At 38.3% G+C, this 25,920-nt stretch carries 17 protein-coding genes; 9 read left to right on the top strand and 8 right to left on the bottom strand.

From position 1 onward, the window contains the following. Window positions 1-56 precede the first annotated feature (56 nt). The 4 genes from dndB to dndE are packed head-to-tail and all read left to right on the top strand — an operon-like array spanning window position 57 to window position 5,102. Window positions 57-1,142, top strand: coding sequence for a DNA sulfur modification protein DndB (dndB, locus tag AOG26_RS14850; RefSeq protein WP_054563221.1), 1,086 nt, complete (start codon window positions 57-59; stop codon window positions 1,140-1,142). Then, window positions 1,139-2,764: a DNA phosphorothioation system sulfurtransferase DndC gene (locus AOG26_RS14845; RefSeq protein ID WP_054563220.1), complete on the top strand. Its 1,626-nt coding sequence runs from the start codon at window positions 1,139-1,141 to the stop codon at window positions 2,762-2,764. Before dndB ends, AOG26_RS14845 begins: the two co-directional genes overlap by 4 nt. Then, complete coding sequence (dndD, locus tag AOG26_RS14840) at window positions 2,761-4,752, top strand: DNA sulfur modification protein DndD (protein WP_054563219.1); 1,992 nt, start codon at window positions 2,761-2,763, stop codon at window positions 4,750-4,752. The genes AOG26_RS14845 and dndD overlap by 4 nt, the downstream gene beginning before the upstream one ends. Then, the gene (gene dndE / locus AOG26_RS14835) at window positions 4,752-5,102 is read left to right on the top strand and encodes a DNA sulfur modification protein DndE (RefSeq protein ID WP_054563218.1); all 351 of its coding nucleotides are present in this window, start codon (window positions 4,752-4,754) and stop codon (window positions 5,100-5,102) included. Before dndD ends, dndE begins: the two co-directional genes overlap by 1 nt. A 31-nt stretch (window positions 5,103-5,133) precedes the next feature. Here the strand turns inward: dndE and AOG26_RS14830 are convergent, their stop codons facing one another. The 6 genes from AOG26_RS14830 to dptF all read right to left on the bottom strand — a co-directional run bounded on the left by AOG26_RS14830 (window position 5,134) and on the right by dptF (window position 17,469). Then, a complete protein-coding gene (locus AOG26_RS14830; RefSeq protein ID WP_054563217.1) occupies window positions 5,134-6,345 on the bottom strand; it encodes a hypothetical protein in 1,212 nt (403 codons plus the stop codon). Between the two features lie 2 nt (window positions 6,346-6,347). After that, window positions 6,348-8,297 carry a DNA sulfur modification protein DndB gene (locus AOG26_RS14825; protein WP_054563216.1) on the bottom strand — a complete coding sequence of 650 codons (1,950 nt, stop codon included), beginning with the start codon at window positions 8,295-8,297 and terminating at the stop codon, window positions 6,348-6,350. Window positions 8,298-8,425: 128 nt separating this feature from the next. After that, window positions 8,426-9,547 carry a PIN-like domain-containing protein gene (locus tag AOG26_RS14820; RefSeq protein WP_054563215.1) on the bottom strand — a complete coding sequence of 374 codons (1,122 nt, stop codon included), beginning with the start codon at window positions 9,545-9,547 and terminating at the stop codon, window positions 8,426-8,428. Between the two features lies 1 nt (window position 9,548). Continuing rightward, window positions 9,549-14,597 (bottom strand): DNA phosphorothioation-dependent restriction protein DptH, encoded by a 5,049-nt coding sequence (gene dptH / locus AOG26_RS14815; RefSeq protein WP_054563214.1) that lies wholly within the window; start codon window positions 14,595-14,597, stop codon window positions 9,549-9,551. After that, window positions 14,578-15,876, bottom strand: a complete 1,299-nt coding sequence (gene dptG / locus AOG26_RS14810) for a DNA phosphorothioation-dependent restriction protein DptG (protein WP_054563213.1) — start codon at window positions 15,874-15,876, stop codon at window positions 14,578-14,580. Before dptG ends, dptH begins: the two co-directional genes overlap by 20 nt. A gap of 3 nt (window positions 15,877-15,879) precedes the next feature. Beyond that, entirely contained in the window at window positions 15,880-17,469 is a 1,590-nt protein-coding gene (dptF, locus tag AOG26_RS14805; protein ID WP_054563212.1) for a DNA phosphorothioation-dependent restriction protein DptF, read from the bottom strand. A gap of 395 nt (window positions 17,470-17,864) precedes the next feature. On the opposite strand from dptF, the gene AOG26_RS14800 reads away from it, so the two are divergent. Next, complete coding sequence (locus AOG26_RS14800; protein WP_054563211.1) at window positions 17,865-18,125, top strand: hypothetical protein; 261 nt, start codon at window positions 17,865-17,867, stop codon at window positions 18,123-18,125. Window positions 18,126-18,189: 64 nt separating this feature from the next. Here the strand turns inward: AOG26_RS14800 and AOG26_RS14795 are convergent, their stop codons facing one another. Then, window positions 18,190-18,783, bottom strand: a complete 594-nt coding sequence (locus AOG26_RS14795; protein WP_054563210.1) for a class I SAM-dependent methyltransferase — start codon at window positions 18,781-18,783, stop codon at window positions 18,190-18,192. Between the two features lie 307 nt (window positions 18,784-19,090). On the opposite strand from AOG26_RS14795, the gene AOG26_RS14790 reads away from it, so the two are divergent. The 4 genes from AOG26_RS14790 (at window position 19,091) to AOG26_RS14775 (ending at window position 23,287) form a co-directional block, all read left to right on the top strand. Then, a complete protein-coding gene (locus AOG26_RS14790) occupies window positions 19,091-19,861 on the top strand; it encodes an EAL domain-containing protein (RefSeq protein WP_054563209.1) in 771 nt (256 codons plus the stop codon). Between the two features lie 322 nt (window positions 19,862-20,183). After that, entirely contained in the window at window positions 20,184-21,185 is a 1,002-nt protein-coding gene (locus AOG26_RS14785) for an alpha/beta fold hydrolase (RefSeq protein WP_054563208.1), read from the top strand. A gap of 536 nt (window positions 21,186-21,721) precedes the next feature. Continuing rightward, window positions 21,722-22,867, top strand: a complete 1,146-nt coding sequence (locus AOG26_RS14780) for a porin (protein WP_054563207.1) — start codon at window positions 21,722-21,724, stop codon at window positions 22,865-22,867. Between the two features lie 12 nt (window positions 22,868-22,879). Beyond that, complete coding sequence (locus AOG26_RS14775; RefSeq protein ID WP_054563206.1) at window positions 22,880-23,287, top strand: hypothetical protein; 408 nt, start codon at window positions 22,880-22,882, stop codon at window positions 23,285-23,287. 56 nt (window positions 23,288-23,343) lie between these two features. Here the strand turns inward: AOG26_RS14775 and AOG26_RS14770 are convergent, their stop codons facing one another. Continuing rightward, window positions 23,344-24,969: a methyl-accepting chemotaxis protein gene (locus AOG26_RS14770; RefSeq protein WP_054563205.1), complete on the bottom strand. Its 1,626-nt coding sequence runs from the start codon at window positions 24,967-24,969 to the stop codon at window positions 23,344-23,346. Window positions 24,970-25,920 lie beyond the last annotated feature (951 nt).

The following is a 25,920-nucleotide window of genomic DNA, read 5'->3' as shown; positions in this document are numbered from 1 at the left end:
ATATTACGTAAGGTACGTAATAATATTACGTAAACCTGCATAATGGACTTGCACCAATGAGTAATTTAGATTCAAACTATTGTTACAGCTTCCCTGCTGTGAGAGGCCAGCAAGCTGGCAAACCTTTTTACATTGCTACCTGCCCGCTTCGACTTATCCCAAAAATATTCGTTTATGATGAAGAAGAAGTCCCTGTCGAATTACGTGCACAACGTACTTTAAATAAAAACCGTATTCCTGAAATGGCGCGTTATTTGGTTGATTCTCCAAATGATTATGTTTTTTCAGCAATCACTGCATCTGTTGGCTCAGAAGTTGACTTTATTAGCACGGGTGATGGTATTAACTTAGGAACTTTAAAAGTACCTATGGATGCCCAAATACTTATAAACGATGGCCAACATAGACGTGCCGCCATTGAAGAAGCAATTAAAGAAAGACCAGAGCTTTGCCAAGACAACATTGCTGTACTTTTCTTTGTTGACGAAGGCTTACAACGCAGTCAGCAGATGTTTGCCGATTTAAATAAGTATGCCGTAAGACCGAGTGCATCTTTGTCGACCTTGTACGATCACAGAGATCAAGCCGCTGAGTTGGCTCGTTACCTTGCTTTAGAATGTGAACCATTTCTGGGCTTTACAGAGTTTGAACGCTCTGCAATTGCAGCAAAAAGTAGCAAGCTTTTTACCCTTAGCGGTATTAAGCAAGCTAATAAAGCCTTATTTGGTAAAGGCCTTAAAGAGGGATACACCGATGAAGAGAGAAAAGTAGCGGTCTCATTTTGGCGAAATCTAAACCAATATATGCCTGAGTGGCAGCAAGTAAGAGACAAACAGCTTTCAGCCACAGAGTTTCGACAAGAGTACATTAGTGCGCATGGTATAGGGCTTCAAGCTTTGGCAATAGTAGGCAACGAACTACTAAAACTCAGTGAGCCTGAGCAGAGTAAATGTTACACTCAGCTACATAAAATTGATTGGCGAAAAGCAAACCCAGCTTGGAAAAACCGTGCAATGAACCATGGTCGACTCTCTAAAGCCGTTTCAAATATATTTTTAACAGCCATAGAAATAAAAAAACAAATTGGCTTAAAGCCCTCTGTTGAAGAGCTAGCTAAAGAAAAAGAATTGTTAAATACATGACATTATTAAATCAGTACGATCTAGACGACTATATCGAGTTTATAGAAAACGAGTCATTTGCAGGTGGAAAGCTTCATGAATTTGTAGCTAATACGCAGCGAGTGTATATGGCCGACAAACGTCCTTGGGTTATAGGCTACAGCGGTGGTAAAGATTCATCAGCAGTGATGACACTCGTTTATTTTGCGTTACTAGGCTTAAAGCCCGAAGATCGCCACAAGCCTGTATTTGTTGTTGCATCAGACACCCTAGTCGAAACGCCTATGGTTGTTGATCACGTCGATAAATCTCTAAAACTTATTGAAGAAGGCGCAAGACGCGAAGGTTTACCAATTACTTCGCATAAGGTTGTGCCTAAATCTAACAATACTTTTTGGGCAAACTTACTAGGCAAAGGTTACCCAGCACCAACGCGTAACTTCCGCTGGTGTACTGAGCGAATGAAAATTGATCCGGTCAGTACATTTATAAAAGAGCGTGTTAGTGAGTATGACGAAGTAATCGTTGTACTTGGCTCTCGCTCTCAAGAAAGTGCCTCTCGTGCCCAAGTTATTAAAAAGCACAAAATTGATGGTTCTGACCTTGCTGTACACACTACATTAAATAATGCATTTATTTACACTCCAATCGATACATGGAGCGTAGATGACGTATGGAAGATATTACGTCTTTGCCATTTAAAAACGGAAGAAACACCATACGGCACAAAAAATAAATGGCTAGATAAGTATGACCTTGAATGGGAAAACCCATGGGGTGGTAAAAACCTAGTTTTATGGAATCTATATAAAGACTCATCTGGCCAAGGTGAATGCCCTCTCGTTATTGATGAAACAACACCATCGTGCGGTAACTCGCGCTTTGGATGCTGGACTTGTACTGTTGTCACCAAAGACCGCGCAATGGAGAGCTTAATTCAAAATGGTGAGCAATGGATGCTACCGCTGTTAAAGTATCGCAACATGCTTTCTCGCAGTACTTCACCAAAGCTTAAAAAGAAATATCGCAACCATATACGCCGTGATGGTCGACTTGCATTTAAAACATTAAAAGAAGACAAAGAACGTGTACTTACCGACGATTACACAACGGGCCCTTACCTATTAAAATACCGTAAACATGCCATGCGTTTGCTGCTTAATATTCAAAAGCAATTTAATGAGCAAGGTAGAGATGTAGAGCTAATTACAGTTGATGAGTTGCACGCTGTACGTCACGAGTGGCTTAACGATCCTAACGAGCCTGATTGGGACGATTCATTACCTTCTATTGTATTTGATATTTTAGGTATTAAGTTAGACTGGACGATTGATGACTCAAACCAATTCAGCTTTACCGAAAGCCAGTTATTACATGACATCGCACCTAAACATGGCGTGTCACCGCAAATGGTTAAAAAGCTAATTGATGTTGAAAAACAAATGAGTGGGCTTGCTCGCCGTACCGGTATATTCAATCGTATTGGTCGCTTAATTCAGCAAGACTGGGAAAGCGCAGAGACTATTATTGCCTCTAATTTAGATATCAGACAAAAGCAAATGCGCCAAAGTAATGAAGTAAAAACGCTTGAAGACGAGTTAAAGCAAATAAACGCAATGTTAAAAGCTGAGGGCATAGAATGATTTTTAAAACACTCACGCTTAATAACTTTCGAGTTTTTAATGGCGAAACCAGTATCGACTTAACACCTCGCAAAGAAGGTGTTTTTGAACGCCCAATTATATTATTTGGTGGTTTAAACGGTGCAGGTAAAACATCAATTCTAACTGCAATTCGTTTAGCATTACTTGGTAAACGCGCACTTGGTGCGGTGATCACTAAAAAAGACTATCTTGCTTATTTAAATGAACAGACAAATAACACAGCTTTAAAAAGTGATGAAGGCGCACAAGCACGAGTTTCATTAAGCTTTACACACACTCACCAAGGCGAACACAAGCTTTATGAGGTCACACGTCAGTGGCAAGCAGAGCAGGATGAAACATTAACACTTACAATTAATGGAGTGCTAGACACTTCACTTAATAGCGAACAGGTGCAAGCTTTTTTACATGAATTAGTGCCGCCGGGTATTGGTGACTTATTCTTTTTTGATGGTGAAAAAATTGCACAGCTTGCTGAAGACGATACAGGCTCGTACTTAAAAGAAGCAGTACAAAAACTGCTTGGTATCGACATAATTAATCGCCTTGATTCTGACTTAGGTATTTACCTTAAAGGTTTGGGTGCAGAAGCAGCAGACAAAGAAACCATTAAAAAGATTAATACAGCTGAGGCCGAAAAAAAGGCGATATCAGAACAAGTCAATATAGCCCAACGTAATGCTGACCATATTGGAACTCAATTAACAGACCTTAAAACAAAAATAGCCAGTAAAGAGCAAAGCATTCAAGCGCGTGGCGGCGCTTGGGCAAAAACAAAAGTTCAAGAAGAAGCCAAAGTATCAGAGCTTATTGAACTTGAAAAAGAGCTCATAGCTAAAATTCGCCAAGAATTAAGTGGCTCATTACCAATGGCTTTAGCGCCAACGGCAATGCAAAGCTTAATTGAGCAGCTAACAAAAGATCAAAAAATCAAACAAGCAAAAGCGTTTGGCAATGAGCTGACCCAAGCTTTACCTGACTTAGAAGCTAAATTAGCAACACAATTTAGCACTCAAAGTAACGATATTATTGCAACGGTAAACAGCTATTTTGGCCAATTAGTTGCTCAAAGCAGTATGGAATCGCCTGAGCTAGATATTTCTGATTCTGAGTTTGCGCTTATTCAAGCACAAGTTACTGATGCTCAAAAGTCACAGGCATTACTAAAAGAGCTAACACAAGCCCTTGAAGCTGTTCAAAACAAGCTAAGTACCTTATCAATAAATATTGAACGTGCACCAGATGCAGAAGAGCTTAAAGAGCTTTACGAATCGTTACGAGCTCTTGAAAAACAGCGCGATACAATTAGCAAAGAGTACATTAGCGAATTACTTAAAGCGAAAGAACTCAAAACGAAAGAGCTCGAGTTAGCAAAACGTTTAGAAAAGTTCTACGCAAAACTTAAAAATAAACACTCATCAGACAAAGCTGTAGAGCGTGTAGAGCAGAGCCAAAACGTACTCCACGAGTTTAAAGAAGCGCTTACTTCACAGCGTGTTAGCCAGCTTGAAGAGCTATTTGTTAAGGCATACCGCAAACTTGCTCGTAAAGAAGATTTAAAGTTATCAGCTAAAATTGACCCTAACAGTTTTGATGTAAACCTTGTTGATGCTGAAGGCTCTGTGATTAACCGAAAATCAATGTCTGCAGGTGAAAAACAGATTTTTGCTTTTGCTATTTTAGAGGCACTAGGTAAGCTTTCTGGCAAAGTACTACCTGTGGTGGTAGACACACCTCTTGGCCGATTAGACTCAAAACATCGAGATAAGCTCATTAAGCACTACTTCCCAGAAGCCAGCGAGCAAGTAATTTTACTATCAACAGACACCGAGGTAGATGAAAGCTTCTACCAAGCTATTGAGCACAAAGTGTCTCACGCGTTCGAAATTGAATTTAATCAACAAACAAGTAGCTCAACTCTTCGTGAGGGTTACTTTTGGGCTGAGCTTGCACAGGAGGCCGTATAATGCTCCCACAAACAATGTGGCTGAATAAAGCCGTTGAAGAGCAATTACAAACACTAAAAGGCAAAACAGGCGTTACACCAAACGTTGCAGCCCGTATTGCATTTTTTCGCTCTATTGAAAAGGGCTTTGTATTTGATAAAGATACTGATTATAAGCTCTCTGGTAACCTCAAGCTCGATAAATTTACGTGGTTAGGTAAAACCCAAATAGTCACTGAACTATTGCTAAAACAGCGCTACCCTGAGTATTCTGATAAAGAGTTACAAACAGCTTGGGCAGCGCACGTTGAGGATGGGATTTCCAGCATTAGAAATAAAAATACTAATCAATTTTTTAAAGTTGTATCTTGAACAAAGTTATAAAGCTCAAGTCAATTGAGCTTTAAGCCAAGTTAAAACCTTTTGAAAGCAACCCTTTATGTAGGTCATTATCTAAATAAACCCACTCTAAGTCGCACTTGCTAAAGAAAGTACTTTTCGAATTAGATTCTATTTCAAAAATAATATTCCTTATCGTATCTATGGCTGTCTCGGCCCTAGCTTTAGTCAATGATAAATAACCATGTCCATAGAATGATATATTACGATAACTTACTATAGAATCAACTTCATCCTCTAGCTTGGTCGGCAGAGTACCAGGATAGAAAAGCTTAAAACAGCCCCAAATAGCACCGAAGCCATTAGCATTTACCCACTTTCCTTTATCATTTTTTATCTTTATCCTTTTATTATGAGGTTTTGCCATAGAATGTTTCATCAAGTAACCAGTCAAATAAACCTCCAAAACTCGGACACACATAGCTAAGCAGACGGCTATTTTATTGGAGCTATATAAATTTTTAGCCACTATATGATAATAGAATGCTAAATGATAAAAAACTTCTGAATCTTCACTTTTCGCGTAGTAGATATGGCTCAATCTTTCAAGCCTTTTTATATATGTAACCCTCTGATTCAATAAAAAAGATACTTCACTGGTCAGAAACCTATTATCATTTAGAAGCTGAAGAAGCCTATTTTTATAATCGTTAAAAGACAACTCCATAAGCCTGTCCTTTTCACATAATGTTAAATAATGATTATCACGACTAGTTGAAGGATTTAAAAATAATAGCTCATAATTTATAAGGTTCGATAGCTTTCTTATAACTCTTTTATAGATAATATTAATATATGGATCTTCAAAATTTATTACCGAAGAGCCACTTATGATACCTTTCTTCGTGTACAAGCAACTATCATAGAGTTTTGTTAATAGCTTAACACCTTCATATTTAGCTTCCACTAAAAAAGCTTTAACATTACCAGCTGAATTAACTCCGTAAAATAAATCGTTAAGTTTTAACAACGCTTTTAAATTGACATATTCATTTAATTGAACTTTATTTTTTTCATTCATAGGTATGAAACTGAAGTCAAAAAAGTCACACAACGGGTGACTTTTCATAATCAGTTTAATATCCCTATAAGTAACAGACGTACCAAAAACAACAAACTCATAATCTTTAACTGTTCGAGTTAGAATAAACTCACTTAAAACATTTGTTATTTTTGTAACACTATCTGATTTATCAACAACAATAAAAACAACCATAATTAATTAACTATTGTTAAATCAAATCCAATAAGATTTCTAAGTTCCTGTATTGCTTCTTCTACCTCGTCAGAAACATAATTAGATACTAACTTTTCGAAAGTATAGTCAATATCTGCCTTGTCTATTTTCCCAGTTCTYACTTTCTCTAAGCTTATCTCGAACATTCTCTTTGCTTGATCAAGCTCTTCTATTTCATCTTCAGTAAGTTGGGAAGATCTGACATATTCAACCTGAAATGATTTCTGTCTATTTTCTTTATATTTAACAAAATAATCATTTAGTGCTTTTTCAGAGGCACCTTCTAGTTCAACGACTATACTATCAATATTTTCATGAGTCATATTATTTTCAAGCAGGACTTCTCTAACATTTAATCCACTTAAGTTTCCAATAATTAAGTCATGGATATTCTTTTTAGTACCTTCTCCTTTTTTTATCCCGCCGTCCAGCCAAATATTATACTGGCAAAACTTATTACTCAGCGATAACAAACCAAGCTCATCCTTTAAAGCTTTATTTATAACAATAATTGAAAAATCAGTAACAACCTCTGCATTATAATAAGATCGCAATTTAGTTAATAATGTATACCAAACACTAAAGAAAGCTCTCTGAAATAGTGCGTAATTTATTACCATTGTTACATTATTTTTTCTAAATTGCTGAGAGTCAGATAAAAGCTGAGCGTAAATATCTTCGATTATTCCTTTTTCATCACTAGGGATAGTAGTTGCATTTAAAATTGCTTTGTGAACTATTTTATATTTTGTTGAATTGTTAGTACCACATGTTTTTTCTTCTATGGCATTTAATAAAGCAACATGCTTATCAAAGCAGCTCCTGTAGACATCGATGCCCATTATAAATGTATAAATTCTTTCAACCAATGTTCTAGAAATAACATCATCAAAAGAAGCTCTTTGAGATAGATCAAAGTTTTCCCACTCAATTTCAACTTCATTATCTAAAACATAATTAATTACTCTTTGTGAGTTCCCAATTGTTTCCGATAATGCTTTTTCAATGATGCCTATGCTTGTCACGCTGTACCTTTTAGTTAAGACAGTGGCATCTTTTTTACTCTTAGTATTCCATTCAATTGCTGAGAGAGTTTCCCTGCCATAGTCGCTATCGCGAATTATCTTATCGCAGAGCTTTCTTATTGCCACTGAACTTATATTGTTATCCTTTAATAAAATAGTAAAGTGCCCTCCAACCTGCTCCATTGTTGCATTTACATCTACAAACAAATGCCGAAATACTTCAGTAGATGAAGGTACCTTATTTATTTGATTAGGTTCAGTTGCGTTAGGAGGAAACACAATACATACAGGTAAGTGAAGATCTTCCAATGCCGATTTTTTATCTGAGTTTAACATTTCTTTAATTGCAAATAATCGATGTTGGCCATCAATTACAACTAACTTAGCTCCATCACTATTTGTGTTCAACCCTATTTCTACAGGCGACTTTTGGACTCTGTAATCACCTAACTTACTAGACTGTTTCAGGTTTTCATCAGAAAAACCTTTAATCTTAAATAAATCACCCCACCTAGATTCAACAAAATCACCATCAATATTATCTTGTCTTTCAGGGTAGTAAGTTAGTATTTCATCGTCTTTTACTCGCAAAATAGCTACTATTATCGGTGGAAAAAATACTATATTTGACTCTAGTTCTGTTGAGCTTTTATTTGATGGGTATATATATTCCGCAAGTTCTTTACGGGCTCTATCTTCATCGATATCACGCTGCATCATCATCTCGAAATCCAAACTATTACTAACTAATTCCCTTGCAAATGTTAGATGCTTCAAGTCTTCAATATCAAATGAAGTTAATACGTAATCAACGGGAAAAGAGCCTGCTGCTGAAAAATTACCAAACGTTCCTGTTCTTTTCAGTTCAAAAGTATCTCTAGGTGCAAAGCCTTTTAATTCACTCATAAATTTCTCTTTATAAATTAATAATTTTTCAATTTTTTATTAGTTATCAAACCCTTTGCCTCTATTTTTTTAATCAAAATATGCAGGCAAGATTTTTCTTAAGCTCTGAATTTAAAACAATTACAAAGTCACCTTAGTTCATATAAACCACTTTCTACTCGCTTAAATATATCTTTTCTCCCTAAATAAGCTTTAACATCAGAGCAATGGTTACAAATTGTCCTGAGAATTATTTTTTCCCATGTAGGAGGTAAGTCTCGCTCCGTATTTTCGTAAAAATGTCTACTAATTTCCTTTAAAGCCAGTGGTCTATTATAGCAGTAAAACACTTCTAAAATTTCCTCTAGCCAACCAGAATTATCTTTGAAATTTAAGTTTGTAATCTCTGTAGTGGTCTCTTTTGATAGTTTGCGTATCAGCTTCGGTTCGAAGTACCGTTGAAAATTTGGTAGTGAAAGTGCATAAAAATCTTGACCTGTTTTAAGCTTGAATTCGTTAATTAATTCTGGGTGTACTCTTCCGAAATCCTTTGATTGCCAATCAGGCTTTTCATCACCAGTTACAAAAATTAGCGCAGTTTGGCTATCTATAGCCTTATCGATTAATTGACTCCAAAGTATGAAATCTCCATATTTTGATTCAATTTTTGTACCCAAATAACTATAAGTGATTTCTTTCCCATAATCATCAAACCCCGGTGGTATATTATGCAAATACCTATATTCACCTTCTTTCTCTAACTCACACATTCTATCTAGAGAATAATTTTCCCCAACAACTCCATCAAAAATTTCGTAAACTTGATCTATAACTTTATCATCTCGTTTAGTTTTTTTATGCTTTTGGAAATGTTTTTCAATAATATTACTTATCTCATGAAAGTGAGGGCCCAGCTCAGCCTGCAAGGGTGCTAGCTCACTATTCTTCCCTCCAACCTGAGCTAACCCTCTAACTCTTTTTCTAAATGAGTCAAAATCACTTTTAAACATTTGAACAGCTTTGCCTTGCGTCTTAAAAGTAGATTTTCTTTGTAAGTTAAATTCTAATGCGACTTGATGAGGCAGCCAAACCTCAAAAAAGTCATCTCTTTTTAGTGACTTGATTTGAGAAACAATGTCATTAGCGATTTTCTTTTCATAACGATATAAGTTTAATAAAATATTTGTGTCAAAGACAACTGTCACTTTTTTACTTGTAAGAATATATTTTTCTAAATAATTATCATCAAAACCTGGGAATTTACTCCTCATTCTATAACTCCCAAAAAGCTTTATCTTTTATACGTTTAATTTGCTTTTCACCGTTGATATAAAGGCTAGTATGCTTTTCAAGCTCGCGAATATTTTTCATCAATAGCTCTTGCTCTGATTTATCATCGACATTGAATATGCCTTTTATATCTTGATTTTTAATTTGCGCAACGCGGTGCACTATCCAACTTAAAATGTACGCAGAATAGTCGTTTTCACCAGTTTTAAAATGAGTAATATCTTGTGTTGATAAGATGACACCAACACCATATTCACGGCCTTCTTTTAGTATTTTGCGAAGGCTTGGAAAGTTTTGTGACATAAAGTTGTCTGCTTCATCCACCAGCACAAGTTTAGTCACTTGCCTAAAGTCACCTTGCACTTCGGGCTTTCCTTGTTTTTGCATTTGTGAGTAAAACAAATCAAGCGTAAGTGCTACCACTAAGTTTTGAACTTCGCTTGGGTAACCAGCTAACTCTACAACCGTAATGCCATCTACTAGGTCGTAAAGCGACATACACTTGGAAGTATCATCTTCAAATACTTCAAGCTCACAAACACTTTCTAGTGCAGCATAAAGCGAATCTTCAGCTGGCTCGCTATCCAAAAATAGCGCCCAAAGGTCAGCCATTGTTGGTGCAGCTTTGTGCCATGTTGATTTGTCAGATTTATGAATACCCGCAAGGTCGTAAGCTTCACCTATAAGCTTACGTAATTTAAGCTGTTGCTTGGTGCCTAAGTTGAATGCTTTACCCATCGTCTCTGAGAAACCTCGAGCAGTGTGCACAGGCAACATTGGTGTATCACCAAACAAACTAAGAGGGTTGTACGGGAGCTTATGCAAATTAAACTTCTTGCCACTCGTAGCATTTAAAAATTTATCGTCCACATAATCTGACTTGTAATCAAAAATCAAAATGCCAATCGGTTTCCCTTCTACATTTAGATGTTGATTTCGATAAAGCTGAGTTACTACAGATTTAGTACATTGGGTTTTACCTGTTCCCATTGTGCCTATAATGCCTGAGTTGGTATTCATAAACTTGGCGGTATTTGTGGGCTCCCAATAAACAGGCTCGTTACTAGGTATGACATGACCCACCAATACTTTTAATGGCTCTTTATCTTTTCGCTCAGCCACTACAATCGGCCCATCAGCTTCAGCAACTTTAGGTAATACAACTGGAGTTTCATTATTGACTGCAGGTGCATTATCACTCGTTTCGGAGTTGTCACTTGCAGGCTTAATGCTAATGCTCTCATCAGCTTGAGTACTGCCATTCAATATATATTGTTCAGGTATATAGCAAAGCTCACTGCTTTGAATGTTGCTTAGCAAGCTTTGCAATGGTGTGCTGATAAAGCGATTTAAATTTGCGCTTGGTAATCTTATTTGCAGAATGTCATCTTGTAGGTCGAATTCTTCTTTCGCAAAGGATGCATTTTCAAAAAATGCCATCATGAAACCTTGCGGGTACTCAGCCAAATCAGCAACTTTGTAGTCACCTTGTAACCACCATTCTCGTTGTGATTTAAGAGCATCAAAGTAATCTGGTTGATAAACTTTATATAATTCAAACTTATCAACTTGCATTAAAATTTGTCTTACGAATAGGCCGCGATATAAATGCCCTGCTAAGTCGTCACGGCCAAATAGATTTTCAACTAAATAGCGCTTTAACTCTTTAGCTTGTTTAACGCCTTTATCATGTGTACGTTGCTGACCAATTTTCACTTCGAGCGGTAGCAAATACATGTTTTGCTCTTTGAAACCAACGAACAATACATCGTCTGAAATAGCACCGCTTTTAAACCCTTGAGCAAAGCGCGAAAACTCACTTTCACTCATTTTTAAACCAACATTACCTGCTACTCGTAGCATTTCGGCCACGCTCATTGGTACCCAGGTAATATCGCTTTGGTGTAATAGGCAGTTAATGTACTTATAAGCGCCGATGATACTTTTTTTCTCTTTTCGCTCGTTATCATTGCAAGTGATCATTTTAAGCAACCACTCACCATTAAAGGCATTAAACTCATCAATTAAGCCTTTAACACCTTGCGAAAGTACTTGGTCATATAAATCGCGGCGCTTTGTTACAGTGATCGCATCGTAATTAGCTGAATTGGAAAAGTTATCTGAATAATGTATTAGTACGGCATCTTTTTGCGATTTAAAAAAGTCGAGGGTTACTTTTGGATCAATAATTACTGTCCAAACAGAGCTCTCATAAACATCTTCTAGTAACTCGGTAAGCTTGCCCGCCACTTTTAATGCTAAGCCATTGTTGGTTTCATACTTTTGCCCGCACCAAGCTGCTTTGGCTAGATTATTAAATTGACTGCTCAGTTTGAGGCTTGGGTTATTATCTAACGCTAAATTCTGCAAACCGTATGTTGTGAGGTAAGTATTTTGCTCGTTATAGGCGGTTTCACCTGCTAATAAACCATGACATGCAACACCCGACTTTTCGGTTAATACATCAACAGGCGTTGGCTCAACACTTGTGTCGTTACGAACAAAACTAATGTGCGCATAAGCAAAGTCAAGTTCACTTTCTAGTTTGAACTTGCTGTAAGTTATACGGTTTTTAAGCATATCTGCTATAGCATCAGCTTTGTCTTTTTCACCACTCAGCTCTGCAAGTTGCTTTAACTCATCGTAACTTGGCGCATCGGCAAACTCATCAAAGTAAGTACGCTGTAGTGATTTATCGTATAAATTTACATGGATCCGATTTGCATCGTCCGGTGTTTGTTTTTTTAGATAATCAACTAACCCTAAAAACAATGCTTTGTTATCGGCATTATTGATTGAGTTGATATGCAAAGTTTCTTTTTTGCCCTTACTAAATAGCACATCAAATGCTTTAGCAAACTCGCTTGCTTTTTGTCTTACCAGTGGACGTACATAACCTAAACTAACGTCTTTATTTGCAACTAGATTACACCACATGCGATTGTCAGGCAGAGCTTGGTTGTATGCAAAACCATCTTTTGCGTGCCAAACAAAAGGTAATAGTCCTTCCGCATTTAAGCGTTTTAACGTGGCTTTTGGTAATGTATTAAAGCTTTTGTCGTTTTCATCACTCGCTTTAGTTACTAATTGAGTAAAATAAGCTAAGCATAGTGGGTGATATGGCGTTATAAACTCTTGCTCTTCAAACTCCGCGATACCAATATTTACTAGCATGCTAGACTCAGGCGAGAGTAATGCTTTGGTTTCTATTTTTTCTATTTCGCTTAAATAGCACTCAACCACATTTTGCGCCAAGCTTGTAAACTGTTGCCCCCAAGAGCATGTACTTATTAGCGCTTTACGTGCATCTAGATAATCAAATAGTTCGCTGTAAGCGTTATATAGTGATGGGTGAGTACTTTCGATATCGCTTAGCATTAATTGAGGTCGCTGCCCCACTGTAGTTGCTAGAGCCCTATTGTCTTGTAGTTCTGCTTCCCATTTTAATAGCGTTTTACGCAAACCTTTAGGTGTTAGGTCTTTACCATCTAGTACCACCTTCTCTTTCGCACGATTATAGAGACCGTTAAAATCATCGTTATATAGTCGGTTAAATAAATTGGTATCTAAAACTAATGGCAAAGATAGGCTGTCTGATGACACTGCGCCATCGACTTCAAAATTCAAAATACTTTCGCCACTTTGGACGGCAAAGGTAAGTGTATCGGTTTCATTTGCGAACTCTGCAAAATCAACTACTTGAGTTTGTTGAACCAAAAACGTTTGATTAGGCTGACTTACCTTAGCTGTACTACCCTGCTCTGAGACTTTAAGCATCCCCGCATTAGTTTGCAGTGTAATGAGTTGTTTTCGTGGTACAAGTAAAAAGCTATCAGCCAAGTCCTCAAGGAAAAATGCCCCTTTTGGTAACACAAGGATCCGGTATTTAAACCTCTCTTGCGGCTTTTCTCTTTTAAAGTCAACGCTAAAGTAAAGAGGCTGCCCTGGGAAAGAGCCTACAACTTCAACGACACTATGCTTTGCTGAGCGGTTATTCACATCTAGCGTAATTGGCTCTTTTGTGTGTTGCAGCTTTAATTCATTTTTTAAAATCTTGCCGCCAGTGAAGTAAGACTCTAATTTAAACTCAGACTCACCCTCTGGCATTTCAATGATTAGATGCCTTTCTTTTTTATTTTCACGAGCAATAAAAGTAAGGTTTTGCGCAATTTCTTTTTCAAATGAAAGTAGGTTTTCTTTGTTATCTCTACGCTCTTTTAAAATTGCGCCAAAATCTAGATCTTGCCAGTTTTTATTATCACCAAAGTGCTCTGATACAAACTTTTCACCAAGGTCTAGATCACCCAGTTTCTCTACTAGCTCTTGTGGGTATTTTTCAACGATTTCACTGATGTTTTCAAATAGCTGATGATTTTGCGATAATCGCTTATCTATTTGTGCCGTATCATCCCAGCCAATTATGGTGTTGTCATTAAATAGGCCCAGCTCACGAAATTGAATTACGCCATCTTCAAGTGCTTCAAAGAGCTCGCTGAAGCCGAACATGGTTGCACCATCTTCAATTATTAGTTTAAAGCGGTGTTCAAGTAAGCATTGAGAAATTTGATCCGTACCACTAATTGATGTGATCAATTCACTCAATGAATGCTTTATTGTAGAAGGGTGCCAAACCTCGCCAACATTGCCTAAGTCTCTTGCAGAGTTAATTAATGTATCTAAGTACGAGTTGTGTACTACAAGTAAAATGCAATCACCGAGCTCTCCATCTTGGCTGGATATTAAATCGCGTAGGTGCGAAATATAGTTTTCACTTAGGCCATTTTCAGATTCACTGTGTACAACTGGAATGAGCTTTTTATCAGCTAGAGATAGAGCTTTAAATTGCTGGTTAATATCTGCTGTTACTATTTCTACAGTCGTGTCTGCCTTTCTTAATAGGGCTTCATATAAGTTTTGGCTATTTGAGCTATCCGGAGAACGAAATTGAAAACGACTTTCGCCTTCAAAGCCCTTAGCTGCCCACTTACAAAAGTGCTCGACTAAAAAGTCTTCATATAGTTTTTTTGACATATACTGCATCCCCGCTGTCACTCATTCGCTCAACATTACCCATGCGCTCAAATAGGTCTATTAAACATTCTTCACTACTTTTATCAAAAAATACGCCACGGTTTTGAAACTCAACTAGCAGCTCATGAAGTCTTAGCTTTTCTCTTGAGCCAATTGAGATATTGGTAAGTAATAAAAGGTAGTCCTGATTTAAAACAAGGTATGAACCAGCTCGTCCACGACTTTGTTCAAAAGGCTTAATTAAGGTTTCACGCGTTGCTTTTACAAAGTTATTAAAGGCTGTTTCACGTGTAGCCCCTTTCTTAAACTGTTCAGTAAATAACTTTATTAGGCTTGTTATGGCTTGATCTATATTTTCTGCCGGTAGTAGCTCACTCGTTAACTTACGGTCTTCATGAAAATCAGCCGCATAGTTGTTAAGCGCATCAATATCATTACTTGTTAATTCACCAACAAGCTCCCACAGCGGCACAATTGATGATTTTGCGTCTTGCAAGCTCTCGTTTAAAGCAAGATAAGGAAACAAAGCATAACTAGATTCAACAACTTGTTTGTGCCCATGAAGCTGCAACTTTGTACGCTCTTTACTTGCTTTTTCGCTATCAAGAATGAAATAACATGGCTTTACTTCTGGTTGGCTAGACCAACCACGTACATTTAGTGCAAGTTGTGCGGTGTATAAAAAGCCATATAGCTTTAAAAATGACTTAATATTTTGTAAAAAATGCTCTGGGTAACCTACTAAAAACTCTAAGTCTTTTTGAAAAAACTCACTCAGTTCAGGTAAGTATGGCTTGTTAAATTTCTTTAGTTTTTGACTTTTTTTAGTAACCAGAGGCGAATCAAATACAGTTTTGATTTCTCTTTCTAAAAAGTTTAAGTGTGACTCTGGTGGCTGAGTTAGTTGTAAATCGCCCAACAGGCCAACTAAAAAAGCTGTTAAACGCTCATCACCCGCATTGCTACTTTCTGGGTTTAATACTTTCAGAGCTTGCATTTCTGGCGAAATATTGAGTACTTGCTCGTTGTCGAAGTACATTTTCTCAATAATATGCCAAAAAGGCTCACCATCAAGTTTGTTTGTAATTTGCGTTTTACAAAGCAACTTAAAGTCATCTAGCGAATTAATCGTTTTCTCTAGCTCTATGTTATGCAATGACTTGATAAAAAAGCCAACAACGGTTTCCCATTCATACTTATTATTTGCACTGTTGGCTGAAACAGGAAAATAGCTAGCTGCACTGTTATTTTTAGGTTTTAATTGTTCAACTAATGGCATTGCTTATCCCTCACTTACCATTATTTCTTCGTCATCTAACTCTAAGAGGTACTTTTGCCCATCGCCGGTAATGACCAACTCATTTGACGATTTAGCTTCTTGAATAATTTCACTGGCTAATTCATCCAATAGAATAACTGAGTTTTTGTCGTGCTTATTTGGGCGATAGCCATTATTAATATTCATTAACAACGCTAATAAGTTGATGTTTATTGGCAAGGTAAATTTTGTGTTTTTCAACTTGAGTCGCGCATTAAAAAAAGCACTACTCGATGTTGTATTCAACTTAACTTCAGCTAAGTCCATTGATAAATCAGCAGGAGCAGCCACTTGGTACTCGCCAAAATCTGACAGTAAGAAGTACTTTTTACCTAGTTTAGGTGCGTTTCTATTTATGTAAGTTCTAATTGCTGCAATTAATATTTCGCGATAAAAAGCTTTTATTTCACTTTTTTGCTCTGGTGTATCTTTGAAATCTTTATGGAGCTGATAAATTTCAATGTATTTATCAATCAAAGTAGCACTGAAGTCAGGTTTGAATTGTTTATGGAAGTCGTTAGCAAAATCTTCATATTTAAGAACATAAAACAACCTTAAATATTGCGCACCGGTATTTAAACCACAAATTCCAAAGGTTTGAAGAGCACCTTTAAATGCGTGGAATTCTTCATCTGGCAAGTTTAAGTCATAGGCAAGAATAAAACGGTCGATTTCTTTTGTTCTTAAGTTTGCAGGATCAAAATCTTCAATCTTATTTGCAAGCTCATTGTCACCGCCTGCAAATAAGTTATCAAACAAGTAGCCATCTGAAACCAAAAGTTCATGAATAAAATCGAGTAACGCCCGCGCTGTTAAGAATTGATCACGCATTAATCTCGCTTTAAATAGTAAATCAACAATTACTCGTTGTACTGATGGGATACTCAGAAGCTCAAAGTTTGTGATAATACGTTGTGAGCCAAAATCATTTAGTTGTTTTTCTTTTTCGACTAATTGCCTGATTATATTGTCATTTGGCTGGGTGATTCGATCTAATAACTTTTGCGCAAACTCTGAGTCGTAGCCATGCTCGTGGATTGCAAACTTAGGATAATCTTCAAAGTTAATAAAGATAATGTCTTCAGTTATTGATTTACGATTAGTTAAATAGCGAGCTATAACAGTTTTAATGTTTTGATCTTTACCTTCCTCTGCATAATTGCCCATCATGCCAGCATTGATGCCTACAACAAGAGGTGTTGATCCTTGATTGAATTTTTCAAAGACTTTGTCGAGCGTTTCAATAGCAGTACCTTGAGGCTCAAAGCTATGAGTTGCATCTAAGTGGAAGTTAATTCGTTGACCGTATTGTTGCTTAGCTTTGGTTAATAGTTCTGATTTACCATCACCACTGCTACCACATAAAAATAGAATTTTTTTATCATTTGCACCAAAGCTCGAAATAGCTTTATTTACTGCTATCTCAATTGGCATTTGGATGTACAGGTATGACTTGATTTCATCAAGTAGAGACTGACGCTGAGCGTTTCTTTCTGTAGAAACAGCGTAAGGTGAAGACTTTGATAAAACGCTGAGTGCTTCTTTTAAGCGCATAAACTAAATCCTGTTACTGCGGCTTAAATGAATAAACCGCTCCATGGTTATTTCTTGATACTAAATGACGAGCCGTTAAGCCAGCATTAAGTTTAGGAACAATCTAGCATGAATAACCATGAAAAATATAGGTTTTTTCGATGAATGAAATAATAGCTCTAATTTATTGAAGAGGATTTTAGTGCAGAAATGCACTGCAACGGGTTACAATCAATTTTCAAGTTTTGTTTTATCAGACTAAAGAACTATCTAAAACTTGAACTCTTTTTTATGATAACCACGTGTTATTGAGCTTTTAAGGATATCAAGCTCTATGCAAATACCTAATATTGTATTTCATCTCCCGATTAGGCGGTTACTGGAAGCAGTAGCCACTTCCAACGTGGAGATAAAATATGAAAAAATCGCGCTCATTAAGGCGTCATCATTACGCTAGATTAAAGAGTAAAGTTGTAAACCAGTCTTACTTTGGTCATAGCAGAAACGATTGGCGCAGTGCACTTGAAAGCAAAATTGGTTTTTATGCTAACACTGCAAAGTGTATTACTTCGGCACTTAGCTCAAACCCAAGAAACAATAAATGGAATTCAAAAAAGCATCAATTAACGCTGCAAGAACGCAGAAGTGAACTTGATGCAAAAGAGTTTAATTACTAAAGCTAAAAGGTCGGCAATTGCCGACCTTTTTTATTATTTGCGCTAGAGTTAAGCAGCCAAACGACTATATCGTTCTTCTATGCAGAATGGCGTTTAGCCATGTTTCTGTGGCGCGCTCTGGGCGTTGGTCGGCGCTTTGCCATGACTTGAGGATAAACAGGTCTGTGCCTTTAATAATGCTCTCAAGGGCTTGTTCGTTTAGGTCGGTAAATTCGCGACCGTTGTGTTCGCGCTCGCCTTCGCCGTATTTAAACGATACATACACGATGCCTTGTGGCTTTAATGCGCGGGCAAGGCTGTTGAATGCGTCGGTTAAGTCGTTTTTTGCTACGTGAATAAGGCTTGCGCAGCACCAAATGCCGTCGTATTTGGCAACGTCGTTTAGCTCTAGAAAGCTGCTTACTGTTACGTCTTGGTTTAAGTATTCTGACGCCAGCTTTGCCATAGCTGGGCTGATATCGAATGCATCTACGCTATAACCACGCTCTTTAAAGATAAAAGCATCGCGGCCAGAGCCACAACCGGCATCGAGTAAAGCGCCTTTTTTTGGGATCAGCGGTAAGAACTCGTCGTAAAGTTCATTGAGGTCTACATCGAGTGTGGCATCAACAAATGCTTGCGCATTTTGGTTGTAGTATTCGACGGTTTTGGATGCCATTTTACTTCCTTTATATTGGCAAGATTGCTTGGCGCTAAAATACCATTAAAGCTAGGTAACGCAAAGGATGAAATGTGATTTTAGATGCTAAGAATCAAAGCTTTTAGAATGGATATTAGAAGTTAGTTGGAGGGAGGAAAAAGGTAGTAGTTACGAGGTGCGAGGAACGAGATGCGAGGGACGAGATGCGAGGGACGAGATGCGAGGGACGAGATGCGAGGTTTTATACTTTTAACTCAACAACATTGCACAATTGGCAATTTACTAGCACTATTATGTATTAAGAAGACTTTAGTCTGAGGTAAGCATGCACGACAAGCAAACTCATTGCCAGCCAACAGGTTGCAATAACTGTAAAGACAAATTAGAACTTGGTTTTGATTTTACAATGGCTTTTCAGCCAATTATTGATTGCACCGATAAACATATTTTTGGCTATGAGGCTTTAGTTAGAGGGCCTAATAATGAGTCGGCTTATTCTGTTATCTCACAAGTTAACGATGAGAACCGTTATACCTTCGACCAGCTTTGTCGTATTAAAGCTATTTCGCTTGCAGCTAAGCTGAAGCTTGATTCTATTTTGAGTATTAACTTTTTACCTAACGCGATTTACAAACCTGAGCGCTGTATTAGAACAACCCTTGAAGCTGCTAAACAATATGACTTTCCGGTAGAACAAATTATGTTTGAGTTTACCGAGGTTGAAAAGGTTGAAGACAGTACGCACATCAAACGTGTTGTTGAGTATTACCAATCACTCGGGTTTATTACCGCAACCGACGACTTTGGCTCAGGGTATTCTGGTTTAAATTTATTGGCTGATTTTCAGAGCAATATTATTAAGCTCGATATGGAGCTGATACGCGATATTCATTTAAATAAAGCACGACAAATCATAGTGAACCATTGTATTGCTATGTTTGAAGAGCTCAACATCACTGCCCTCGCCGAAGGCATTGAGACAGTTGAAGAGTATCAATGGTTGCGCCAAGCCGGCGTAAGTTTAATGCAAGGGTATTTCTTCGCTCGCCCAGGGTTTGAAAGCCTGCCAGAAGTTGATTTTAGTAAGTTGGGGTAAGTGGTTGAAACGAGAATCGAGTTGCGACAAAACAAGAGCTTTCAGCCGTAAGCCATTAGACGCATGAAGACATTAGGTGCTAGGTGCTAGGCGCTAGGACGCGATGTAAAATCGCTGCTACCTCGCATCTCGCATCTCGCATCTCGCATCTCGCATCTCGCATCTCGCATCTCGTAACTTTACTCTTCCCCCTTGTAGCTTGTAGCTTAAAACTTATAACTCGTACCTTGCTAACTTCTTCCAGTATTTAATCGTATTTGTATTATAAATTTTTATTTAGGATGCTAGGCTGAATATTCTTTAAGCATATTGAGAAAGGATAATGATGTTTTTACGCATACTGTTAGTCTCAGCACTTGTTTTATGGTCTTCTGCAAGCCTAGTCTCTAAAGAGCAGGCTCTTAGTTTTGATGCTGAGTTAAGCAATTATCAATACGACTTACCTGTACAGTTTTTTAATTTTTCGTCACAAAATACGCCATTAAAAATGGCTTACTCTTACCTTAAATCAAGTAATAATATGCCAACCGTTGTGCTCATGCATGGCAAAAACTTTAACGGTCATTATTGGACCAATAATGCCAAATACCTTAATAGCAAAGGCTATGGTGTATTGATCCCAGATCAAATTGGTTTTGGTAAATCATCAAAGCCTGCCGATTATCAATTTTCGTTTGCTGTATTAGCCAATAACACTCATCAGCTAGTGTCATCTTTAAATATTGAAAACCCTATTGTACTTGGCCACTCAATGGGCGGCATGCTAGCAAGCCGTTACAGCCTAATGTTTTCTAGCCAAGTTAGTAAACTCATTTTGCTAAACCCAATTGGTTTAGAGAACTATTTAAATTATGTGCAATACAAAGACACCGATTTTTTCTTTAAAAATGAATTGGCTAAAACACCTGAAAAGGTTATTGCTTACCAGAAGAAAAACTATTACGACGGTAAATGGAATAGCTCTTACGAGCAATTAACCCATTTTATTAGTGGTCAAATTCAAGGCCCTGATCATAAGCATATGGCGTGGGTTAATGCTAAAACCTACGATATGATTTTTACGCAACCCGTCATAACGGAGTTTGATCAGTTAAACATGCCTGTGTCTTTAATTATAGGCACCCGCGATAGAACAGGCCCTGGCCGCAATTGGAAAAAAGCAAATGTTGACCATGAGCTTGGCCGTTACGATAAATTAGGCAAAGCCGCGGCAAATATGATCCCAAAATCGCAATTAATTGAATTAGACGATATTGGCCACCTACCTCACATCGAGGATTTTGAACGCTTTAAAGGTGCATTAGACAAAGCGTTATCATTTTAATTTTGGTCGCGCGAAACAAGTTTCACGCCTACGGTGTAACAGCGGTTTTATCCCGCGTCATCAGGTGCTAGGCGCTAGGACGCGATGTTAAATCGCTGCTACTTGTTCGGCGTTAAAACGCCTCCTACATCTCGAAACTCTTATCTCGTATCTCGAAACTCTTATCTCGTATCTCGAAACTCTTATCTCGTATCTCGAAACTCTTATCTCGTATCTCGAAACTCTTATCTCGTATCTCGAAACTCTTATCTCGTATCTCGAAACTCTTATCTCGTATCTCGTATCTCGCATCTCGCATCTCGCATCTCGCATCTCGAAACTCTTATCTCGCATCTCGCATCTCGCATCTCGCATCTCGAATCTCGAATCTCGCAACTTTACTCTTTCCCCACTTTTAGTACCGTTTTTGTGAAAAATAACGACGTATTCGTTGATGTAGTTACAATTTATCTGTAACTTGTGTCGCCCATTTCGCTACGCACGACTATAATATTAAGCGAAATCAACATTTTCATACTAAATACTAGGGATACACAATGAAAAAACTTCCTATTGCATTGGCTCTATGTGCTGCTTTTGTGTCTGCAAACACAATGGCAGAGGTTCGCATAAACGGCTTTGCTTCTATTGTTGGCGGTAAAGCCCTTGACGACGACGCTACTCTTTACGGTTACGATGACGATATTTCGTTTAAAAACGAAAGTATGTTCGCATTACAGCTTTCTGCAGATTTACAAGAAAAGCTGAGCGCTACGGCACAAATTGTGGCGCGTGGTAGTGATGATTTTGATGCTGAATTTGAATGGGCTTATTTAACTTATGAGTTCAGCGATGAGCTACAAGTAAGTGCTGGTAAAATGCGCGTGCCTTTTTACCGTTATTCAGACTTCTTAGACGTTGGTTACACTTACCGTTGGGTTCGTCCGCCGCAATCTGTTTATAACCTTCCATTTTCAACGTATGAAGGCCTAAGCCTGTTACATAACACGCAATTAGGTGATTGGGATTCAACCGTTCAAGTTATTTACGGTAGCTTCGATGGCAACATTGCTGTGGTATCGGTTAATGGCGATACAGAGCTTAATGATATTGCTGGTATCAACTGGACGATGAGCTATGACTGGTTCAGTGCTCGTGCTGCGTACTTTGTAGCCGATACAACAATTGCAATTGAAAACGACACAGATGCAGGTGTTGCACTTAATGGCCTTGAGCAAACTCTTCGCACTGCCGGCTTTGTTGATCAAGCAGATGATATTGCGGTAGACGAAGATGATGGTTCTTTCTTCGCTGTGGGCTTTTCAATTGATTACAACGACATTTTGTTTGATGCGGAATACACTGAGTTTGAAGTAGAAAACAGTGCTCTTGCTAAACAAACTCAATACTACACGTCTGTTGGTTACCGTATGGATGAGTGGATTGTGCACTTAACTTACGAAAATAACGACGACAAACACGATAGCAATCGCTACAACGCGCTACCTGCAGTACCTGCTTTAAACGCGGGTATTAATCAGGTGCTTGAAGGCGTTAGAGCAAAAAGCAATGTGTATACCATTGGTACTCGTTATGACTTCCACCCATCTGCTGCATTAAAAGTAGATTTCAGCCGCTTTAAAGATGACATTTCAGATACAGAAACCGACGTTGTTGCTGTTGCTGTTGATTTAGTTTTTTAATTGGAGCTCATGATGAAAAAATTATTAATCGCTACAGCAATGACTCTTTGCTCGCACGCTGCATTTGCTGAGGTTGCTGTTATTGTAAATCCTGCAAATGGCAATGCTATTGATGAAGGAACAATCAAAAAGATTTACCTTGGCAAGACAAAATCGTTTGACGATGGCACTAAAGTAAACCCGGTAAACCAAGACGGCAACAGCGTAAGCGATGAGTTTAACGATAAGGTGGTTGGTAAGTCGGGCAGCCAGCTTAACGCTTATTGGTCAAAACTGGTATTTACCGGTAAAGGTACGCCACCTGAGAAACTAGCAAACGATCAAGCTGTTATTGATTTTGTTGCAGCCAACGGCGACGCCATTGGTTATATCGATGCAGCAAAAGTAACTGATAAAGTTAAAGTAGTCGGTACTTTTTAAGTCTTTACTTTCATTAATAAAAAACCAGGCAATGCCTGGTTTTTTATGCGCTTAAATTACTCAATTTTAAATTTAGCTGTGGCGTCGAGCAACGAATCAGAAAGGTAATGAAGGTTTTTCGCGACATCACGTACCGCCGACAATGAATCCATTGTTTCTTCAAACGACATATGCATATTCGACACGTTCTCAACAACCATACTAGCAACTGATGTTTGTTCTTCGGTGGCTGCGGCGATTTGCGAATTCATACCGTTAATTTCTAAAATCTGCTCAGAGATTTTATCTATCGATTGCCCTGTATTTTCTGCTGCTTCGGCATTGTTTGTAGCCATATCACGAGCCGAATTCATAGCATTTACCGCATGGCTTGCTGCGGTTGTCAAAGTTGAAAGCAGCTCCCTGATTTCGTTAGTTGAGTGCGACGTTCTTGAGGCAAGCTCACGTACTTCATCTGCTACAACCGCAAAGCCACGGCCTTGTTCACCGGCACGCGCAGCCTCAATAGCCGCATTTAAAGCAAGCAAATTGGTTTGCTCTGCAATCGAGGTAATTACATTTAAGATTTGAGTCACATTTTTAGTGTCATTTGCCAGCTGGTTAATTGTTGATGCCGCTTGGTTAATCTCATCACTTAATGTTTTTGACTCAGTCACAGAGCGCTGTATTTGCGTTCTGCTTTGCTCAACTTCGCGCTCGGCTGTTTGTGCAGCTTGTGATGCATTTGCCGCTGAATGAGAAATATCAGCAACACTTTGACGCATTTCTTCCATCGACTGTTTAACGATTTCGGCATCTGATGTTTGTTTGGTTGTTGCGCGCTCTGCACGTTCCATACCTTGCACAAGTCGCGTTGAGTTCTCCATTAATGGTTCACAAACCGCTATTACCTCAAGTACCGCCGCTTTTAACAGCTGTATAAACGCATTAAAGTTAATTGACACTTGGCCAATTTCATCTTTAGCGTGTACTTCAAGTTGTGTGCTTAGTGAGCCTTTACCGTCAGCTAATAGACGTAAGTTATTTGCCGCAGCACTTGCTGATGAGCCAATTCCTCGAGCAATCCAAATTGAGGTAGCAATAAGCAGAATCAGTGACACTACAGACACAATAAGCATTAAGTTTAGTGCATTGTCTGAACGGGCTTTAGTTGCTTGCACTAGTTCAAAAAAGCGGTCGTCTGCACGGGTTTGTGCACGTTTAAATCCCGCTAAAACAGCCTCATATTGCTGTGTTTTTTGCTGTGCTTGCTGCTGAATTTTACTAAAGTCAGCGGTGCCATCGATCATTGAAGTGGCAATCATCGACGAGGTTTGCGCATAAAGCTCTAATTGTTTTTTTGTATCGGCTTGCACATAGCTGTCGTTAATGCTGATGATGTTTTGTAGGTTTTCATTAATCTTTTTATACGTTTGTGAAGCACTATCGACTAAGTCTGACTCACCAAACGTGACTGCTTGAGTGTATAACTCATCTAGTTTTTCGAGTAATGCTACATTTTCTGAAGTAAGTTTTACTACCTGATAAGACGACTTTTCTAACTCGTCGAGCGAGATTTTATTGTCATTCATCGCGATATAGTTCGTCACCACGATAATGACAAATGCCGTTATGGCAATGCATGTTATAGCGTGTATTTTTTTTGTGATGCTCAAATTGTTGAAAGAAATACCTGCAGACATTGAATCCACCTTTGTTGTCATATTACTTAGTATTATCGCCTGATTTCCCTAAAGTATTAACTATATTTATATATTTTCAGGTTTTTTTCGTAATTTGTTCTGTTTGGAGGAGGTCTTGTAGGAGGTACTTCAGTGCCGAACCAAAAATAAATAAGAGCGTTCAGCTCTTAGACGCGCGAAACAAGTTTCACGCCTACGAATGAAACATAGGCGCTAGGTGCTGGGGTCTGGGCGCTGGGTGCTAGGCTCTAGGACGCTATATGAAATAGCTGGTTTCTAGTCGTTAGACGTCAGATATTAGATGTCAGGCGTGCTGCGGGGTTGGTTAGTTCGAATGTTTTCTCTGCAATGAAAAGCCTTTAGGAGTTATTGTAGGAGGTACTTTAGTGCCGAATCGAACATAAAAAGAGCTTTCAGTCTTCAGCGGTGAGACGCGCGAAACAAGTTTCACGCCTACGAATGAAACATAGGTGCTAGGGTCTGGGCTCTGAGTGCTAGGACGCTATATGAAATAGCTGGTTTCTAGTCGTTAGACGTCAGATATTAGATGTCAGGCGTGCTGCGGGTTTATGTAGGTCGGGTTCTCTTCTCTGCAATGACAACCCTTTAGGAGTTATTGTAGGAGGTACTTTAGTGCCGAATCGAACATAAAAAGAGCTTTCAGTCTTCAGCGGTCAGACGCGCGAAACAAGTTTCACGCCTACGAATGAAACATAGGCGCTAGGATCTGGGTTCTAGGCGCTAGGACGCGATGTAAAATCGCTGCTACAGACTCGAATCTCGCACCACGCATCTCGTAACTTTACTCTTTCCCCTTGAAACTCGCTAACTTTCCCCTTTACTCTTTCCCCTCGTAACATGAAACTTTCCTTTTTTAATAGCGTTATTAGGGGCTGATCTGTATAATCCGCGGCCTATTATTTACCCTATTGCTTGTTTATTTTCGCAGTT

The organism is Pseudoalteromonas sp. UCD-33C (genome assembly GCF_001306895.1).
Lineage (GTDB): Bacteria > Pseudomonadota > Gammaproteobacteria > Enterobacterales > Alteromonadaceae > Pseudoalteromonas.
This window is presented reverse-complemented; position numbering and strand designations above follow the sequence as displayed.

Excerpts from the sequence above, each read along its gene's own strand:
- dndB (WP_054563221.1), top strand. The coding sequence starts at position 57 with ATGAGTAATTTAGATTCAAACTATTGTTACAGCTTCCCTGCTGTGAGA.
- AOG26_RS14845 (WP_054563220.1), top strand. The coding sequence starts at position 1,139 with ATGACATTATTAAATCAGTACGATCTAGACGACTATATCGAGTTTATA.
- dndD (WP_054563219.1), top strand. The coding sequence starts at position 2,761 with ATGATTTTTAAAACACTCACGCTTAATAACTTTCGAGTTTTTAATGGC.
- dndE (WP_054563218.1), top strand. The coding sequence starts at position 4,752 with ATGCTCCCACAAACAATGTGGCTGAATAAAGCCGTTGAAGAGCAATTA.
- AOG26_RS14830 (WP_054563217.1), bottom strand. The coding sequence starts at position 6,345 with ATGGTTGTTTTTATTGTTGTTGATAAATCAGATAGTGTTACAAAAATA.
- AOG26_RS14820 (WP_054563215.1), bottom strand. The coding sequence starts at position 9,547 with ATGAGGAGTAAATTCCCAGGTTTTGATGATAATTATTTAGAAAAATAT.
- dptH (WP_054563214.1), bottom strand. The coding sequence starts at position 14,597 with ATGTCAAAAAAACTATATGAAGACTTTTTAGTCGAGCACTTTTGTAAG.
- dptG (WP_054563213.1), bottom strand. The coding sequence starts at position 15,876 with ATGCCATTAGTTGAACAATTAAAACCTAAAAATAACAGTGCAGCTAGC.
- dptF (WP_054563212.1), bottom strand. The coding sequence starts at position 17,469 with ATGCGCTTAAAAGAAGCACTCAGCGTTTTATCAAAGTCTTCACCTTAC.
- AOG26_RS14800 (WP_054563211.1), top strand. The coding sequence starts at position 17,865 with ATGAAAAAATCGCGCTCATTAAGGCGTCATCATTACGCTAGATTAAAG.
- AOG26_RS14795 (WP_054563210.1), bottom strand. The coding sequence starts at position 18,783 with ATGGCATCCAAAACCGTCGAATACTACAACCAAAATGCGCAAGCATTT.
- AOG26_RS14790 (WP_054563209.1), top strand. The coding sequence starts at position 19,091 with ATGCACGACAAGCAAACTCATTGCCAGCCAACAGGTTGCAATAACTGT.
- AOG26_RS14785 (WP_054563208.1), top strand. The coding sequence starts at position 20,184 with ATGATGTTTTTACGCATACTGTTAGTCTCAGCACTTGTTTTATGGTCT.
- AOG26_RS14780 (WP_054563207.1), top strand. The coding sequence starts at position 21,722 with ATGAAAAAACTTCCTATTGCATTGGCTCTATGTGCTGCTTTTGTGTCT.
- AOG26_RS14775 (WP_054563206.1), top strand. The coding sequence starts at position 22,880 with ATGAAAAAATTATTAATCGCTACAGCAATGACTCTTTGCTCGCACGCT.
- AOG26_RS14770 (WP_054563205.1), bottom strand. The coding sequence starts at position 24,969 with ATGTCTGCAGGTATTTCTTTCAACAATTTGAGCATCACAAAAAAAATA.